Genomic DNA, 15,869 nt, shown 5'->3' on the forward strand with positions numbered 1-15,869 from the left:
CGACCCGCTCAGATCAGCCGCAACTCGCGCGCCCGCCGGACCGCCTCGCGCCGGCGGGTCGCGTCGAGTTTGCGGTAGATGTTGCGTACGTGGGTCTTCACCGTGTTGACCGAGAGGGACAGCTCGCTGGCGATCTCCACGTTGGACAGGATGCTCTGCAGGTAGCGCAGGATGGTCAGCTCCCGCTCGGTGAGCGGCTCGTCGAGCGTGCCCCTCGGCTCGGCGGCCGGGCGGGCGGTGCTCGGGCCGGCCCCGCGCACCAGGTCACTGACCAGTGCGAAGTGGGCGGTGCCCGCGTCCAGGTGCACGGCCAACAGGTCCCGGACCGGCGGTCCGGCGCGGGTGAAGACCCGCCGGCAACCCTGCGGCCCGGCCAGATCCAGCACCTGCTCCAGGAGCCGGCCCGCCCGACGCCCGTCTCCGGCCCGCTCGGCCAGCACCGCGTCCAGCAGGCCCGCGTCCAGGCGTACCGGCAGGGGCCAGGCCGTGGCCGCCAGCGCCTGCCAGGCCGGCAGCCTGCGGCCGGCGGCAGCGGCGTCGCCGGCCAGCAGCTCGACCTTCGCCGACGTCACAGCGAGCACCGGGTCGATGCCCGCGTCGGCGGCACCCAGCAGGTCCCGGGCGGCGTCCAGGTCGCCCCGCTCGGCGCGCAGTTCGGCCTCGGCGGCCCGCAGCAGGCCGGTCAACTCGGCGGCGGACGGCTTGTCGACGAGCGCTTCCCGGGCCCGGACGAGGAGTCGTTGCCCGGCCGCCGGGTCACCGGAGTCGCGGTGCAGCTGCGCCCGGCACAGCGCGGCGACCGCCGCGGCCACCGGCTCGCCGGGAGCAGCGGCAAGCCAGCCGTCGCCCGCGTCCACCTCGCCGACCCGGCCGCCGGTGACGCCGAGTGCCGGGCCGGCGAGGTGGAGGTTCGCCGTGGCCTCGTCGGGCTGGTCGCGCAGCAGCGCCACCAGGGCCAACGCCAGGTACGCGTAGGCGCAGTCGAGCCGACAGGACCAGCCCCGACAGGGCGGCATGCCCAGCGTGTCCCGGGCCGCCTGCTCGGCCGCCCGCAGCTCGCCCCGGACCGCGAGCAGCAGCGCGGCGCGGCTGGCCCCGACCAGCTCGGTACGTGGCCGGCCCGCCTCCCGAGCGGCCGCCCGGGCGCGGACGAACCGGGCGGTCGGCAGCGCGCCGCCGGCCAACTCGACAAGCCCCAGAGCAATGCCGGTGAACGCCCGCAGGTCGGCGTCGTCGGCGGCGCCACCCCCACCGGACGTCGGCGCGGAACCGGTGGTCGACGCGGAGTCCGGCAGCCGGGTCGGCGTGGCGCCCCGCGGGCGGGTCTGCAGCAGCCGGGCGGCGGCGGCCCGCACCTCCACCGGGTCGTCGGCGAGCCGGGCCACTGTCACCTCCAGCGCGGTGACCAACCGCAGGAACCGTTGCCGGCGAGGCACCGGCAGCCCTGCGGCGTATTCGGCGGCGGCGTGCAGGTGACCGGTGGCGGCCGGAAGATCGCCGGCGTACGCGCGCTCGGCGGCGTAGGCCAGAGCCACCTCCGGGTCGGCCCGGATCACCTCCGTCGGCGGGGCCACCGGAGCCGGGGCGGACACCGGATCGCTGTCGTACCGGGTCAGCTCCGGCCAGTGCGCGACGAACAGGTCGCCGGCCAGGTCCCACCGGCCGGCGGTCAGGGCGTGCCGCAGAGCGTCGGCGGGCCGTCCGTCGCCCGCGTACCAGTCGGCCGCCCGCACGTGCAGTTCGCGCAACTCGGGGCCGGGCAGCCGGGCCAGGTCGGCGCGGAGCAGGTCGGCGAGCAGGGGGTGGCAGCGGTACCACGGCGGTCGGGTGTCCTCCCGGTGCAGCAGACCACCGGTCCCGGCCAGGTCGGCCAGCGCCTGCCCGGCGTCCGCGCGGCCGGTCAGCGCCCCGGCCAGGTCGGCGCAGACGGCATCGACGACGGCGGTCCGGCGCAGCAGGTCCTCCTCGGCCGCGTCGAGCGTTGCCAGCACCTCCTCGCGCAGGTACCCGGCGATCTCCGGTTGGTCACCCCCGAACTGCCCCACCCAGCGCCCCGGGTCGGGCTGCCCGCGTACCGCCAGGGCGGCGATGCGCAGCGCCGCCGGCCAGCCTCCGGTGCGCTCGCGCAACTGGTGCACGTCGGCCGCCGGCAGGGCCGCGCCGTGCGCGGTGAGCAGGTCGGCCACCTCGTCGTCGGTGAACGCCAGTTCGTCCGGGCCGATCTCGGTCAGCTCGCCCGCGAGGCGGAGCCGGTGCAGGGGCAGGTGCAGCCCGGCCCGCGCCCCGATCACCAGGCGTAGTCGCTGCCCGGCATGCCGCAGCAGGAACTCCACGCCACTCAGCGCCGCCGGGTCGGCGACCCGGTGCAGGTCGTCCAGGATCAGCAGCACCGGCCGGTCCGCGGCGGCGAGGGTGGCGGCCAACAGCTCCAGTTGGTCGGGGCGGGGCGGCCGGTCGGGCACCGGGCCACCCTCGGCCGACCCGGTGGCCGTCCGCAACGCCGCCGCGAGGTACGCCCAGAGCCGGTCGGTGTCGTCGCCGCCCTCCACCGACACCCAGGCCGAGACCGGGCTGTCTTCGGGCGACACCGACAGTTCGCCGGAGTCGGGCACTACCGCGCCCGGCTCGACGTCGGGCGTCCCACCGTCGAGCCGCGCCCAGGTGGCGAGCAGTGTGGTCTTGCCCCAGCCGGCGGGTGCGGCGATCACCGTGACCGGTCCGGCGGCACCCTTGTCCAGCCGGCGCAGCAGCCGTGGCCGGGCCAGCACCGGCTCCGGTGGCACGGCCGGGGTCAGCCGGGACGCCAGCAGCGGTGACTCCACCGGGTGCCCCGCCGCGGTGTCGACGCGTACCGGACTCTGCTGCTCTGGCACTCGGCCCCACCCCCACCACGCTCCGCCCCCGGTCGGCGAGCGGTTACCCGACGCGGGCCGGTTCACCCCTTCCGGGCGAGCACGCTTCACCCGACCGCGACCGACGATCGGGGGACGTGGACGGGGAGGACGTGGGACCGGTGGGAGCGATGGGACGGCTGGAGCGGGCGGGACCGGCCCTCGGCGGCGCGGCGCTGACCGGCTTGCGCCGGCTGGGCGTACCCCGGTGGCGCGGCCGGAGCGGCGCGGACCGCGACCCGGTCACCCCGCCCCGGTGGGAGGTGGTGACCGTCGACCGGCCGCCCGAGCAGGTGCTTCCCGCTGGTCGCTGGCCGGAACCGCTGCGCCGCCTGGACGGCGCGGTCGAGGTGCGGGTGCGCCTGGCGCCCGGCGACCGGGGCACCGAGCTGGCCGCCCGGCCGCTGGCCGGCGTCACCCCGCCGGTCGGGCTGGCCGCGCACCTGGTCGGCGACGACCCGGGTCTGCTGGTCCGCCGGGCCCTGCGCCAGATCAAGCAGCGGGTGGAGGCCGGCGAGGTGCTGCGCGCCGACCGGTCCGCGCTGGACCGCCCCAAGGTCCGCGGGTGAGGGCGCTGTGCTGGGTGGCCGCCGGCGAGCTGGCGGTACGCGAGGTGCCCGACCCGGAGCTGCGCAACGAGCGTGACGTCATCGTCCGGGTCCGCCGCAGCGCCACCTCCGGCGCGGACCTGCCGCTGCTGGCCGGCCGGAACCCGCTGCTGCGGGCCGGCGACGTGCTCGGGGCCGAGTTCCTGGGTGAGGTGGTCGAGGTCGGTCCCGGGGTCCGCCGGCACCGCAGCGGCGATCGGGTGGTCGTCGGCGCGAGCATCGCCTGCGGCGGCTGCTGGTACTGCCGCCAGGGCCTGCACTCCTGCTGCGACAACGCCCATGCCGACCCGGCGAGCGCCGACCCCGGATGGGGACACTCGGACGCCGGCTGCTTCGGTCGTCCCCGGGCGGCGGGCGGGTTCGCGGGCGGTCACGCCGAGTACGTGCGGGTGCCGTACGCCGACGTGGGCGCCTTCCGGGTGCCGGACCCGGTCGACGACGACCGGGCGCTGTTCGCCGCCGACGCGGCGCCGACCGGGTGGCTGGCCGCCGAGTTGGGTGCGGTGCGTCCCGGCGACGTGGTGGCGATCTGGGGTGCGGGGGCGGTGGGTCAGTTGACCGCTCGGGCGGCGGTGCTGCGCGGTGCCGCCCGGGTGCTGGTCGTCGACCGGTACGAGGAGCGGTTGCGGATGGCCGAGCGGCACGTCGGGGCGGAGCCGCTGGACTACCTCCGTACCGACGTCGCGGCGGAGTTGCGCGACCGCAGCGGTGGGCGGGGTCCGGACGTGTGCGTGGTGGCGGTCGGCGCGCCGCCGCCTGAGCGGTTCGGCGGCCATGCCGACCGGCCGGACGCCGGACGCGAGGCCGTGCACGCGTGCCGCAAGGGCGGTGTGGTGGTGCTGCTCGGCGGGACGGACGGGTTCGTCGACGCGTTCCCGCTGGGCGCGGTGACCGACCGACGGCTGACGCTGCGCGGGGCCGGTCGGCCGGACCTGCGGGACGTGCCGATGCTGCTGGACCGGATGGCCCGCGGTGAGCTGCACACCGAACACCTGGCCACCCACCGACTGCCGTTGGCGCACGGCCCCCAGGGGTACGCGCTGTTCCGGGACCGGACCGACGGCTGCGTGCGAGCCGTGTTCACGCCCTGACGCCCTCCTCGCGAGCTGCCATCGGGGACGGCGAATGGCACACTCTGGGCATGGCTGGGGAGCGGACGTACGACGTGGTGCTGTTCGGGGCGACCGGGTTCACCGGCGGCCTGACCGCCGATTACCTGGCCCGACACGCCCCGCCCGGACTGCGCTGGGCGCTGGCCGGGCGTAACCCGGACCGCCTCGCCGCCGTCCGGGACCGGCTCGCCGCGATCGACCCGACGCTCGCCGACCTGCCGCTGCTCACCGCCGACGTGACCGACGCCGACTCGCTGCGGGCTGTGGCGGAGAGCGCCCGGGTGGTGGCCAGCACTGTCGGCCCGTACATCCACCACGGCGAGCCGCTGGTCGCGGCCTGCGCGACGGCCGGCACCGACTATCTGGACATCACCGGCGAGTCGGAGTTCGTCGACCTGATGTACGTGCGCCACCACGCCGAGGCGACCCGCACCGGCGCGCGGCTGGTGCACGCCTGCGGGTTCGACTCCGTCCCGCACGACCTGGGCGTCTGGTTCACTGTCAAGCAGCTGCCCGCCGACGCTCCGCTCACAGTGGACGGTTACGTCCGCGCCGGCGGCCGGTTCTCCGCCGGCACCTACCATTCGGCGCTCACCGCGTTCTCCCGCACCGGGCAGGCCAGCCAGGCCGCCCGGGAGCGCCGGGCGGTCGAGCCGCGCCCCACCGACCGCCGGGTCCGCGCGGTGCCCGGCCGGCTGGCCCGCTCCGCCGAGCTGGGCAGCTGGGCCGTGCCGCTGCCGACCATCGACCCGCAGGTGGTCCGCCGGTCGGCGGCGGCCCGACCGGAGTACGGCCCGGACTTCCGGTACCGGCACTTCGCCGCCGTGAAGCGGTTGCCCACGGTGCTGGCCGGCGCGGTCGGGCTCGGCGCGCTGGTCGGGCTGGTGAAGCTGCCGCCCAGCCGACGCTGGCTGCTCGGGCGGCTCGCCTCCGGGGAGGGGCCCACCGCCGAGCAACGGGCGGCGTCCTGGTTCCGGGTCCGGTTCGTCGGCACCGGCGGCGGGCAGCGGGTCGTCACCGAGGTGGCCGGCGGTGACCCGGGGTACGACGAGACGGCGAAGATGCTCGCCGAGTCGACGCTCTGCCTGGCGCTCGACGAGCTGCCGCCGACCGCCGGCCAGCTCACCCCGGTCGCCGCGATGGGTGACGCGCTGCTGGACCGGCTGATCCGGGCCGGCCTCACCTTCCGGGTGCTCAAGCAGGAGACGCTGGCGGCCTCGGCTTGACCCTCGACCGGGTCGAGGGGGCAGGATGCCCTGCGTGAGTGACCTGCACAGCATCGGCGAGCTGGCCCGGGCCAGCGGCCTGACCGTCAGCGCGCTGCGCTTCTACGACTCGGCGGGGGTGCTGGAGCCGGCCCTTGTCGACCCGGTGACCGGCTACCGCTGGTACACCGACGAGCAGATCACGCCGGCCCGGTTGGTGGCCGGGCTGCGCCGGATCGGCATGCCGGTTCCGGAGATCGCCGCCGCGGTACGCGCCGAGCCGGCGGCGGTGCACCAGTTGCTCGACACGCACCTGCGCCGGTTGGCCGACGGGCTCACCGACGCCCGCCGGGAGGCCGCCCGACTCCGGGCCCTGGTCGACCCGGCCCAGCCGGTGACCACCACACTTCTGCTCTCCCCCACCGGCCTGGCCGCCGCGCTCGACGCGGTGCGCTTCGCCGTCGGCGTCGACCCGGAGCTGCCGATGCTCTCCGGCGTACTGCTCGACGTGGAGCCGGACGGTGTCCGGCTCGTCGCCACCGACCGGTACCGGCTCGCGCTCGCCCGCGCCACGGCCGACGTCGACGGTCCGCCGGCGCGGGTGTTCGTTCCGGTGGCCCTCGTCGACCAGCTCCGGCCGCTGCTCGACGCCACCGACGCCGGGCCGGTGTGGTTGAGCGTGGCCGGCGCGGAGCTGCGGGTGCTGGTGGCCGGTCGGACGTTGACCGGCACCGCCCTGCCGTACGACTTCCCGGACTACCGCCGGCTGCTGCGCAAGGCCGTCGGCGAGCGGCCCACCGCGCGCCGGATCCCGGTGGACGTGGCGGCGTTGCGCGCCGCGCTGGCCGACCCGGCGGCCCCCACTGTCGCCCGCGACCACGACGGCACGACCCGGGAGGTAACCGTGCTCGGCGTCGACGACCAGGGCGGGCTGCGGCTGCTCCCCGCCGCCGACCTGAGCACCAACGCGCTGCGGGTCGGGGTGGACGGCCGCTACCTGCTGGACGCGTTGACCGCGGCCGGCGCGCCGCAGCTCGTGTTGGAGCTGGACGGACCGATCGCCCCGCTGGCCGTCCGCCGCACTGACGACGCGGACACCTACTCGGTGTTGATGCCGATCCGGCTCTGACCTGACGGCCCGCAGTCCCCGTTCCGGGAGGAAAAGCCCGCGACGGTAGCATCTGGTGGTTCACCTGTGACCCCGGACGGAGGCGTACGGAGCAGCATGCTCGACATGGAGTTGATCCGGAAGGATCGCGAGGCGGTGGCGACCGCGCTGGCGAAGCGTCTGGATCCCGCCGAGGTCACCCGGGCGCTGGACGAGATCCAGCGACTCGACCAGGAACGCCGCGCCCTGATCACGGAGATCGACGCCGAGCGGCAGCGCCGCAAGGCGGAGGCCCGGGCGTACGCGCAGGCGAAGCGGGCCGGCGAGGAACCGCAGGCCGCCGCGCCGGAGGCCGAGCGTAAGCAGCTCGCCGAGCTGGAGTCCCAGCTGGACGAGGTGCAGGCCCGGCTGCGCACGGCGATGAGTGAGCTGCCCAACCTGCCCGCCGAGGACGTCGTGGCCGGCGGCAAGGAAGCCAACCGGGTCGTGAAGACCTTCGGCGAACCGCCGGTGATCGACAAGGTCCGCGACCACGTGGAGTTGAGCCGCGCGCTGGGCCTTGTCGACTACGAGCGCGGGGTCAAGCTCGGCGGCTCCGGCTTCTGGATCTACACGGGCATCGGCGCCCGGCTGGAGTGGGCGCTGCTCAACTACTTCATCGACAAGCACGTCAAGGCCGGGTACGAGTTCCTGCTCCCGCCGCACCTGCTGCTCGACTCGGCCGGCTTCGCCGCCGGGCAGTTCCCCAAGTTCTACGACGACGTCTACCACCTGGACGCCGAGTCCGCCCCGCGCGGGCAGTTCCTGTTGCCCACCTCGGAGACGGCGATCCTCGGCGCGTACCAGGACGAGATCCTGGAGACCCCGAAGCTGCCGCTGAAGGCCTTCGCGTACACGCCGTGCTACCGGCGGGAGTCGGCCGGCTCGCACTCCGACGAACGCGGCACGGTGCGCGGGCACCAGTTCAACAAGGTGGAGATCTTCCAGTTCACCCTGCCCGAACAGGCCGACACCGCGCTGGAGGAGATGCTCGCCCACGCGGAGAGCCTGGTCGAGGGGCTGGGCCTGCACTACCAGCGCAGCCTGCTCTCCGCCGGTGACGCCAGCGCCTCGATGAAGAAGACCCTCGACATCGAGGTGTGGATGCCGAGCACCGGCAAGTACAAGGAGGTGTCGTCGGTCTCCTGGGCCGGCGACTACCAGGCCCGTCGGGCGGCCATCCGCTACCGCGAGCCGGGCGGCAAGCAGACCCGCTTCGTGCACACCCTCAACGGCTCGGCGCTGGCCACCAGCCGGCTCTTCCCGGCCATCCTCGAGCAGAACCAGCAGGCCGACGGCAGTGTCCTGATCCCCAAGGTCCTCCAGGACCGCCTGGGCACCGACCGCCTGACCCCGCGCTAGCCGATCCGTTCGACGGGGGCCGGGTCCACCCCGCGCCCCCGTCGACGCATCCACCCGCCCAGCACGGCGAGCAGGACGAGGACGGCCAGCAGCACGATTGGACCGACGGCGTCGAGAGTGTCGGCCAGGGCGTGCTGCACCCGGGACGCCACCTGGATCACCGGGTCCCGCAGGGCGTCTCGGCGGCCGGCGGCGAGCCGTAGCTCGTACCAGCCGTACCAGGCGACGTACGCGCCGGCGAGCAGCAGCACCAGGCCGCTGAGGCGGGGCACCAGCGCGCCGGCGACGCGCAGCCGGGCCACCAGGCCGTCGCGCAGCAGCGCCACACCGAGCGCGGCGACCGCGACCACCAGGCCCATCCCGAGGGCGTACGCGCCGAACAGCGCCAACCCACGTCCGGTCGAGCCGGCCTGGAGGCTGGTCACCACGATGGCCAGGAACGGCGCGATGGCGCAGCCGAGCGACGCCAGCGCGTACGCCGCGCCGAACAGCGCCATCGACGGCCAAGAGCGGGTGAGCCGGGGCGCGCGAGTGGACCAGCCGGGTGCGGGCAGCCGCCGGCCGGCGAGCAGCCAGCAGCCGGCCACCGCCAGCAGCACGCCGAGCGCCACGGTCAGCCAGGGCAGCCGGGGCCGCAGCCAACCGGCCAGCGGCGCGAGCGCCAGGCCGAACGCGCCGAAGACCAGCACGTACCCCACTGTCAGCCCGGCCGCCGCGGTGAGCGCGCGGCCTACCGCGCCGCGGACGTCCGACGCCCCCGCGACCAACAGCGAGAGGTACGCGGGCAGCAACGCGAAGCCGCACGGGTTGACAGCGCCGAGCATGCCGGCGGTCAGCGCGAGCAGCAGGGGTGTGGTCACGCCCCGGCCAGTGCGGCGACCCGGGCGGCGAGCGCCTCTCCGTCGAGGAAGCCCTGGTGGACGATCGTGCCGTTCCGATCGATGATCACGAAGATGCTCTGCTCGGTCACCTTGAACCGCTTCCAGAGCACGCCCTTGCGGTCCTCAAGCTGCGGTGTCCCGCCGAGGTCGAACTCGGTGACGAACTCCTTCATGGCCCGCTGCTCGCCGAGGCCGGCGACGCCGACGATCGGCACGGTGTCGCGGTAGCGGGGCGCGACCTCCGCCACCGTCCAGGCCTGGCTGGCACAGGTGGCGCACCACGGCGCCCAGAACCACAGCACCACCGGCTTGCCGGCGAGTTGCGCCGCGTCGAACGCGGCCCCGCCGAGGGTGGTGCCGGTGAAGCGCAGCACGTCCGGAACCTGCGCCGGGGGCGGCGAGCCGGTCGCGGTGGCGGTGGGGGTTGACGCGGCACCGGTGGTGGCCGGCGCGGTACCGGCGACTGCCGGTGGCGGGCTGGCCGTGCCGGTGCAGGAGACCGCGCCGAGGAGGGCGGCGGCCAGCGCCGCGGCGGTGCCGGCACGGCGGGCCGCACCAACCCCTGACGGTCGCCTCCGTGCGGGCCAGCTGGGCATGCGCGTCTCCGTTCGTTCGGCGAGAAGGTGCCCTTTCCTACTCGGCCTTGGCGAGGCGGAGAGCCAGCTCGGGGCACACCTTGACCGCCTTCAGCGCGCCCTCTCGCAGCCAGGTCGGCACGGGGGTGGGCGGGAAGGCGGGATATCCGTTCGCGTCGAGCCGGATGAAGTCCGGTACGACGTGCGCGCACAGGCCGTGCCCGTCGCAGCGCGACCAGTCCAGGGTGAGCTTCTGCGGGTTCGCATCGGGTGCGCCGGGCAGCCCCATCACACCCTTGACCCGCCGGCCACAGCCGTCACCGGTGCTGTGCAACCGCAGGTCGTCGGTGAAGACCTCGATCGCGGAGAGCGCGAACCGGGCGGTGCCGTCCGGGTGGCTGCACGCGCCCCGACCCTTCACCTCGCCGGCGGCGGCTCGCACCACGTCGGCCGGCTGACTCCCGGCCACGGCCAGGTCCACAGCGCGGGCCAGGTCCGGTAGGCCCATCTTGCACGGTCCGCACTGGCCGGCGGACTCCCCGGCGAGATAGCGCACCACCTGGGCGGCCTCACCCAGTGGGCAGGTGTCGACGCCGAGCGGGATGATGATGCCCGCGCCGAGGGTGCCACCGACAGCGGCCAGGCCCTTGCGGGACACCTCAGCGGTGTCCGCCGCCTCCGGGGTGATCCACTTTCCGTGGTAGCCGCCCATCAGGATGCCCTGGGTCTCCGGCACCTCGCACAGGTCGAGGACGTCGCGCAGCGGCATGCCGGCGGTGCACTCCACAACGGCCGGGCGGCCCGCCGCGCCGGTCACGGTGAGCAGCACGGTGCCCGGCTCGTCGTCCGTGCCGAGGGCCGCGTACTCGTACGGGCCGAGTCGCGCGCCGACGGCGAGCTGCGCGAACGTCTCGGCGTTGGACAGCAGGGTGGGCAGGCCGCTGACCCCGGAGTCGCTGGAGCGCTTCTTGGTGCCCGGCGGGATGTGCGGCAGCCCGTTGATCCCGTTGACAAGTGCGCCGCCCTCGCCGGAGATGAACCGGTGCGGCACTGTGACGATGGTGGTCAGCACCGGCATCCGGCGCTCCTCCAGCGCCTCCATCAGCGAGTCCCGGCCAACCCCGTCGTCGGCCACGCCGATCACGATCTCGTCGGCGTCCAACGCGTACGCGACCAGCGCCGCGCCGTCCAGGACCAGGTGCGGAGCACGGGTGAGCAGCACCTTGTCCTTCCAGCTGGCCGGCTCCCCCTCGCTGGCGTTGACGACCACGACGGCGGCGAGGTCCTGCCGTTCGCAGGACTCCAGCACCGCGCGCAGTTTCCGGGCGAACGGGAAACCCGCCCCGCCCTTGCCCTTGAGCTGCATGCCCTCGGCAAGCCGGAGCAGTTGCGCCGGCTCCATCGGGCCGATCGGGCCGTGCACCTCCTCGTGCGCGGCCAGGTCCAGCCGACCGAACTCGGCGAAGCCGGCGGTGAGCCGGGGCTCCCCCACGCAGGCGACGGGTGGCACTGCCGTACGCATCACTTCGCCTCACCCCGCAGCCCAGCCCAGTACGCCCCGTCCACGGCGTCGGCGCTGGCCTTGCGGCGCTTGGACCGGCCCTCGCCGGCGGCTCGCTTGGCGCGGCGAGACGCCAGGTCGACAAGGGTCGGGGTGTCGTCGACGGGCGGCGGCACCTCGTCGGGCACGTCGTACCGGGCCGGCGGACGCCAGTAGTCCGGCTCCTCCGGCAGGTCGTCCTCGACGCTGTGCCGGCCGCTGCCACTGCGCGGCGTCGCGGAGATCGGGCTGCTGGAGATCGGGCCGGCCGAGATCGGCTCGACGGAGACCGGGCCGGCGGAGATCGGCTCGGCGGCCTGCCACCGGCGCGGGCTGTCCCACGGCTCCTCGGGCTCGACCGGCTGTGGTGGGGCCGAGTACCGGCTGCCGTCGTCCTCGTCGCGGGACCGGCGGCTGGACCGTTCGGCGGCCGGTTCCTCGACGCGTCGCCGTCCGGTCGGCACAGCCTCGTCCCGGGTACGCGAGCCGCGCCGCCGGGTCACCGGCTCCAACTCCTCGTCGTCGCGCTCGCGGGTGACGGTCTCCTCGACGCTGCGGCGCGACCGGCGGGTCGCGGGCTCCGCCTCGTCGCGCCGGCTGCGCGACGGCCGTTCGGCGTCGCGGCCGGCCGCCGGCTCCTCCGTACGTCGGCGTCGGCTGGGCCGGGTCGGCTCGACGAGGGAACCGGGCTCGGGCACCACCGGGACGGTGAACCGTTCCGGGTCGCGCCGCGCGACCGGCGCGGCCCACGTGGCGGTGGTGGTGTCCGTCCAGGCGGGACGCTTCTCCGCGGCGGACTTGCCGCGTCGACCCAACCCGCCCAACAGCAACCGAGCGGTCTTCGCGTCGTCGGCCCGACCGGCCATCACCGCGTTGCGCACCGCCGCCTGGTGCTGTTCGCGGCTGCGCCGGCCAATGGTGACCGAGAGCCGGACCAGCAGGGCCAGCACCACCAGCAGGATGCAGCCGAGGTAACTGAACATCACCCAGGGCGCTGCGGCCCGACCGGCGTTGAGGCCGTGGAACACGGCGAACGGCCAGGCCAGGTAGGCGGTGGAGTGCAGCGTGCGCCACAGCCACTTGGGACCGACGCCAGCGAAGCGGGCCCGGATGATGCCGGTCCAGATCACGCTGACCATCAGCAGGGCGGCCACGGTGCCGAGCCCGACGTAGAGCCCTCGGCCGCCGACGAACGGCACCAGGGCGTCGGTCGCGGCGGCTCGCCCGGTGGCGATCTTGGTGAGGACGTGGAAGCCGAGCCCGGCCACGCCCAGCACACCGGTGGCCCGGTGCGCCGACTGCATCAGCACCCGGTGCGAGATGCGCAGCACCAGCCGGTCGGTGGCGAGCAGGCCGAGCAGCACGGTGAGGCTCAACGCCACCAGGGAGATCACCCCGGCGAAGAACTCCGTGAAGAAGAAGCCGTACGCGTACGCCGTCTGCCCGGCGCCCGTCAGCATGATCGCCGCCCACAGCGCGGCGAGCACCGACGCGATCAGCAGGGTGGCCGCCGATCGTGACGGTGTGCGCACCCCCCGACTGCTGGCGCTGGTCCGGACGGTGGCCGCCTTCTGGTTCTGCTGTGCCCGGGCCATGTGCTCCTCGATCGTCTCGCGGCGGCGTACCACCGGCCGACCCCTGCTCCCCCATCCAGTACGGACCGGCGGGGCGCGCGGATCATCCGTGCGGAAAAATTTCTGGCCGAGATCGAACCGAACCGCGGCCACGTGCGTCTCCGGCCACCTCGGCGCACTCGTGCGCTGCGCTCGGCGCCTTCGGTCGGCGGGTATCACCGAATCGGGAGCCCCGAACGGTCCGCCACCTTAGAGTGGTTTAGTGCCGTTTGACCGAAAGTCGCCGTACCGCCGCCGTGCCCCCTGGGTGGCCGCGGCCATCGCCGTACCGACCCTGCTGGTGACCGCGCTGCTTGTGGGCCAGGCCCTGACGCCCGGCACGACGGCCCCCGACAGACGGATCGCGGCGGCCGACCCGCCGCCGAGCAGTGTCGAGCAGAGCCCCGAGGAGTCGGTTCCCCCGGCCGCGCCCGCCCCGGCGGGGCTGCCGGTGGTCGACTACGACCCCGCGCCCGGAGGCTTCCCCGCGGACCCGGCCGCCATGGACACCACGCCGCTGACCGAGGGTGCGCACCCGACCAGGCGGATCACCGCGTACGACGCGCCCGGTGGCCGTCCGCGAGCCTTCCTGGAACCAACGATCAACGGCGTCGAGCTCACCATGCCGATCGCCGACCGGCGCGCCGGCTGGACGGCCGTCCTACTGCCCTCTGCCAATCGGCGGCTCGCCTGGCTGCCTCCCGGCGGGTTCGACACCGTGGCGCTGCGCGACCACATAGTGGTGGAACGCAAGGTCCACCGGCTCACCTGGTACCGGGCCGGCACGGCGGTGCGCTCCTGGGAGGTCAGCCTCGGCCAGTCGGGGCAGGAGACGCCGCTCGGGCGGACCTTCGTCCTGGGCCGCACCCCGCCGCCCGAGGAGGTCTACGGCGGGGTGGACATCTACGCCCTCGGCTCGGTGCCCGACGACCCCGAGTCGGTGCCGGCCGGGCTGCGGGGCGCCCACATCGGGGTGCACACCTGGCACAACGACGACGAGTTGGGCGAGAACACCACAAACGGCTGTATCCGGCTGACCCGCAGCGGTCAGCGGGAGCTGCTCGCCGAGGTCCGCCCCGGCAGCAGCGTGGTGGTTGTCGACAAGCTGCCCACCCCGCCCCCGACCGCCTGACCGGCAGCCGTCACTCGCCGAGCAGCCAGCCGTTCTGCTCGGCGACCCGGATCGCCTCGGCCCGGTTGCGGGCACCGGTCTTGCCGATCGCCGCCGAGAGGTGGTTGCGCACCGTCCCCTCGGACAGGTGCAGCGCCCCGGCCAGATCGGCGACAGTGCCACCGCCGCGGGCGGTCCGCAGCACCTCGGTCTCCCGGTCGGTCAGTGGACTCACCCCGGCGGCCAGGGTCTCGGCGGCCAGCGTGGGGTCGACCACCCGCAGGCCGGCGTGCACCCGACGGACCGCGTCGGCGAGTTGCCGCGCCGGGGTGTCCTTGACCACGAAGCCGCTCGCGCCGGCCTCCATCGCCCGACGCAGGTAGCCGGGCCGACCGAAGGTGGTCACCACCAGCACCCGGCAGGTCGGCAACGCGGTCCGTAACGCGGCGGCGGCGGCGATCCCGTCCAGGCCGGGCATCTCCACGTCCAGCAGGGCGACGTCGGGGTTGCTGCGGCGGGCCGCGGGCACCACCTCGTCGCCCCGGCCGACCTCGGCCACCACGCTCAGGTCCTCCTCCATCGAGAGCAGCGCCACCAGCGCGCCGCGGACCAGCGCCTGATCGTCGGCGAGCAGCAGCCGGATCGGGTTGGACCGGCCCTCGCCGGAGGCACTCACCGGGCCTCCGCCGGGACGTGCACCCGGAGCAGGAAGCCACTCCCGTCGGGCCGGCGGCCGACGGTCAGCGAGGCGTCCAACTCCCACGCCCGCTCACGCAGGCCGACGAGCCCGTGCCCGGTGGCGTCGGGAGTAGACGGGCCGCGACCGTCGTCGCTCACCTCGACCCGATCCGGGTGCACCCGGACCGTGCAGCACCGCGCCCCGCTGTGCCGGACCACATTGGTCACCCCTTCCCGTACCGCCCAGCCGAACAACCGGTCCCACTCGTCCGGCAGCTCCGGCACCTCGACCGGCAGGTCCGCCGCGATGCCCGCCGCGGCCAGCGCCGAGCGGGCGCCGGCCAACTCCGCGGCGAGGGACACCTCGCGGTACGCCCCGACCGTCTGCCGCACGTCGGACAGCGCCGCGCGGGCCAGCGCCTCCACCTCGGCGATCTCGGCGGCGGCGCGTTCGCTGTCCACCTGGATGAGCCGGCCCGCCAACTCGGCCTTGATCGCCACCACCGTCAACGAGTGCCCGAGAATGTCGTGCAGGTCCCGGGCGGCGCGGGCCCGCTCCTCGGCGACCGCGAGCCGCCCGATCTCCCGCTGTGCGGCCTGTAGTTCACTGTTGCGCTGGGCCAGCCGGGACACCCCGAACATCGCGAACGAGGCGAGCAGTACCGCCCAGACGATGCCGTGCTCCGCTGCCCATCCCGGGACCAGCCAGGACGCCAGCGCGGGGGTCAGCGCGCAGACCACCACGGTGGCCAACGCCTCCCACGGCGGCAGCAGGAACACCCCTGCCGCCGCCACGTAGACCAGGGTGGCCAGCCAGTCCCCGCCGGTGCCGGGGATGCTGACCAGGCCCACCGCGAGCAGCAGCACCAGCCCGGCCCGCGCCCGACCTGCCGGGATCGGCAGCAGGGCCTGGCGCTTCTTGCGGGCCCACTGGAACAGCAGCACGTAACCGACGCCGAAGACGATCAGGGCCGCCACGCCGAGCCACCGCCGCCCCGGCTGTGGCTGGTGCCACGCGGTGGCGAGCGGCACGTTGAGGAAGAACAGCCACACGGCGCCCAGCAGCCAGCCGATGAACCGCCAGTGGCGGCTCGTCAGCCGGGGCTGCCCGGTCGAGGGGTCCATCGGGTCCACGCTAGCCGTCGT

General features: G+C 75.0%; 13 protein-coding genes. 6 read left to right on the forward strand and 7 right to left on the reverse strand.

Annotation, left to right across the window (positions count from 1 at the left end):
• Positions 1–8: 8 nt before the first annotated feature.
• Positions 9–2,873 carry a LuxR C-terminal-related transcriptional regulator gene (locus ABZU25_RS05540; protein WP_355028108.1) on the reverse strand — a complete coding sequence of 955 codons (2,865 nt, stop codon included), beginning with the start codon at positions 2,871–2,873 and terminating at the stop codon, positions 9–11.
• Between the two features lie 116 nt (positions 2,874–2,989).
• Between ABZU25_RS05540 and ABZU25_RS05545 the strand changes: the two genes are divergently transcribed.
• The 5 genes from ABZU25_RS05545 to serS all read left to right on the forward strand — a co-directional run bounded on the left by ABZU25_RS05545 (position 2,990) and on the right by serS (position 8,325).
• Positions 2,990–3,460: a hypothetical protein gene (locus tag ABZU25_RS05545; protein ID WP_355028109.1), complete on the forward strand. Its 471-nt coding sequence runs from the start codon at positions 2,990–2,992 to the stop codon at positions 3,458–3,460.
• Positions 3,457–4,590, forward strand: coding sequence for an alcohol dehydrogenase catalytic domain-containing protein (locus ABZU25_RS05550; protein WP_355028110.1), 1,134 nt, complete (start codon positions 3,457–3,459; stop codon positions 4,588–4,590). The genes ABZU25_RS05545 and ABZU25_RS05550 overlap by 4 nt, the downstream gene beginning before the upstream one ends.
• 50 nt (positions 4,591–4,640) lie before the next feature.
• Positions 4,641–5,837, forward strand: coding sequence for a saccharopine dehydrogenase NADP-binding domain-containing protein (locus tag ABZU25_RS05555; RefSeq protein WP_355028111.1), 1,197 nt, complete (start codon positions 4,641–4,643; stop codon positions 5,835–5,837).
• A gap of 25 nt (positions 5,838–5,862) precedes the next feature.
• Positions 5,863–6,945, forward strand: coding sequence for a MerR family transcriptional regulator (locus ABZU25_RS05560; protein ID WP_355028112.1), 1,083 nt, complete (start codon positions 5,863–5,865; stop codon positions 6,943–6,945).
• A 96-nt stretch (positions 6,946–7,041) separates the two neighbouring features.
• Positions 7,042–8,325, forward strand: coding sequence for a serine--tRNA ligase (serS, locus tag ABZU25_RS05565; protein WP_355028251.1), 1,284 nt, complete (start codon positions 7,042–7,044; stop codon positions 8,323–8,325).
• Here serS and ABZU25_RS05570 read toward each other — a convergent pair.
• Genes ABZU25_RS05570 through ABZU25_RS05585 form a run of 4 tightly spaced genes read right to left on the reverse strand, consistent with a single transcriptional unit; the run spans position 8,322 to position 12,949 of the window.
• On the reverse strand, positions 8,322–9,185 hold the full coding sequence (locus ABZU25_RS05570) for a cytochrome c biogenesis protein CcdA (protein WP_355028113.1): 864 nt from the start codon (positions 9,183–9,185) through the stop codon (positions 8,322–8,324). The genes serS and ABZU25_RS05570 overlap by 4 nt on opposite strands.
• On the reverse strand, positions 9,182–9,802 hold the full coding sequence (locus ABZU25_RS05575) for a redoxin domain-containing protein (protein WP_355028114.1): 621 nt from the start codon (positions 9,800–9,802) through the stop codon (positions 9,182–9,184). Before ABZU25_RS05575 ends, ABZU25_RS05570 begins: the two co-directional genes overlap by 4 nt.
• Positions 9,803–9,839: 37 nt before the next feature.
• Positions 9,840–11,303, reverse strand: a complete 1,464-nt coding sequence (locus tag ABZU25_RS05580; protein WP_355028115.1) for an NADH-ubiquinone oxidoreductase-F iron-sulfur binding region domain-containing protein — start codon at positions 11,301–11,303, stop codon at positions 9,840–9,842.
• Complete coding sequence (locus ABZU25_RS05585) at positions 11,303–12,949, reverse strand: hypothetical protein (protein ID WP_355028116.1); 1,647 nt, start codon at positions 12,947–12,949, stop codon at positions 11,303–11,305. Before ABZU25_RS05585 ends, ABZU25_RS05580 begins: the two co-directional genes overlap by 1 nt.
• Positions 12,950–13,157: 208 nt before the next feature.
• Here ABZU25_RS05585 and ABZU25_RS05590 point away from each other — a divergent pair, with 208 nt between their 5' ends.
• The gene (locus ABZU25_RS05590; RefSeq protein ID WP_355028117.1) at positions 13,158–14,066 is read left to right on the forward strand and encodes a L,D-transpeptidase; all 909 of its coding nucleotides are present in this window, start codon (positions 13,158–13,160) and stop codon (positions 14,064–14,066) included.
• Between the two features lie 10 nt (positions 14,067–14,076).
• Here the strand turns inward: ABZU25_RS05590 and ABZU25_RS05595 are convergent, their stop codons facing one another.
• Both ABZU25_RS05595 and ABZU25_RS05600 read right to left on the reverse strand, forming a co-directional pair.
• Positions 14,077–14,721 (reverse strand): response regulator transcription factor, encoded by a 645-nt coding sequence (locus ABZU25_RS05595; RefSeq protein WP_355028118.1) that lies wholly within the window; start codon positions 14,719–14,721, stop codon positions 14,077–14,079.
• Positions 14,718–15,848 carry a histidine kinase gene (locus ABZU25_RS05600; RefSeq protein ID WP_355028119.1) on the reverse strand — a complete coding sequence of 377 codons (1,131 nt, stop codon included), beginning with the start codon at positions 15,846–15,848 and terminating at the stop codon, positions 14,718–14,720. Before ABZU25_RS05600 ends, ABZU25_RS05595 begins: the two co-directional genes overlap by 4 nt.
• Positions 15,849–15,869: the final 21 nt, after the last annotated feature.

Source organism: Micromonospora sp. NPDC005215 (genome assembly GCF_040607915.1).
Classification (GTDB): Bacteria; Actinomycetota; Actinomycetes; order Mycobacteriales; family Micromonosporaceae; genus Micromonospora.

Excerpts from the sequence above, each read along its gene's own strand:
- ABZU25_RS05555 (WP_355028111.1), top strand. The coding sequence starts at position 4,641 with ATGGCTGGGGAGCGGACGTACGACGTGGTGCTGTTCGGGGCGACCGGG.
- ABZU25_RS05560 (WP_355028112.1), top strand. The coding sequence starts at position 5,863 with ATGCCCTGCGTGAGTGACCTGCACAGCATCGGCGAGCTGGCCCGGGCC.
- serS (WP_355028251.1), top strand. The coding sequence starts at position 7,042 with ATGCTCGACATGGAGTTGATCCGGAAGGATCGCGAGGCGGTGGCGACC.
- ABZU25_RS05575 (WP_355028114.1), bottom strand. The coding sequence starts at position 9,802 with ATGCCCAGCTGGCCCGCACGGAGGCGACCGTCAGGGGTTGGTGCGGCC.
- ABZU25_RS05580 (WP_355028115.1), bottom strand. The coding sequence starts at position 11,303 with ATGCGTACGGCAGTGCCACCCGTCGCCTGCGTGGGGGAGCCCCGGCTC.
- ABZU25_RS05600 (WP_355028119.1), bottom strand. The coding sequence starts at position 15,848 with ATGGACCCCTCGACCGGGCAGCCCCGGCTGACGAGCCGCCACTGGCGG.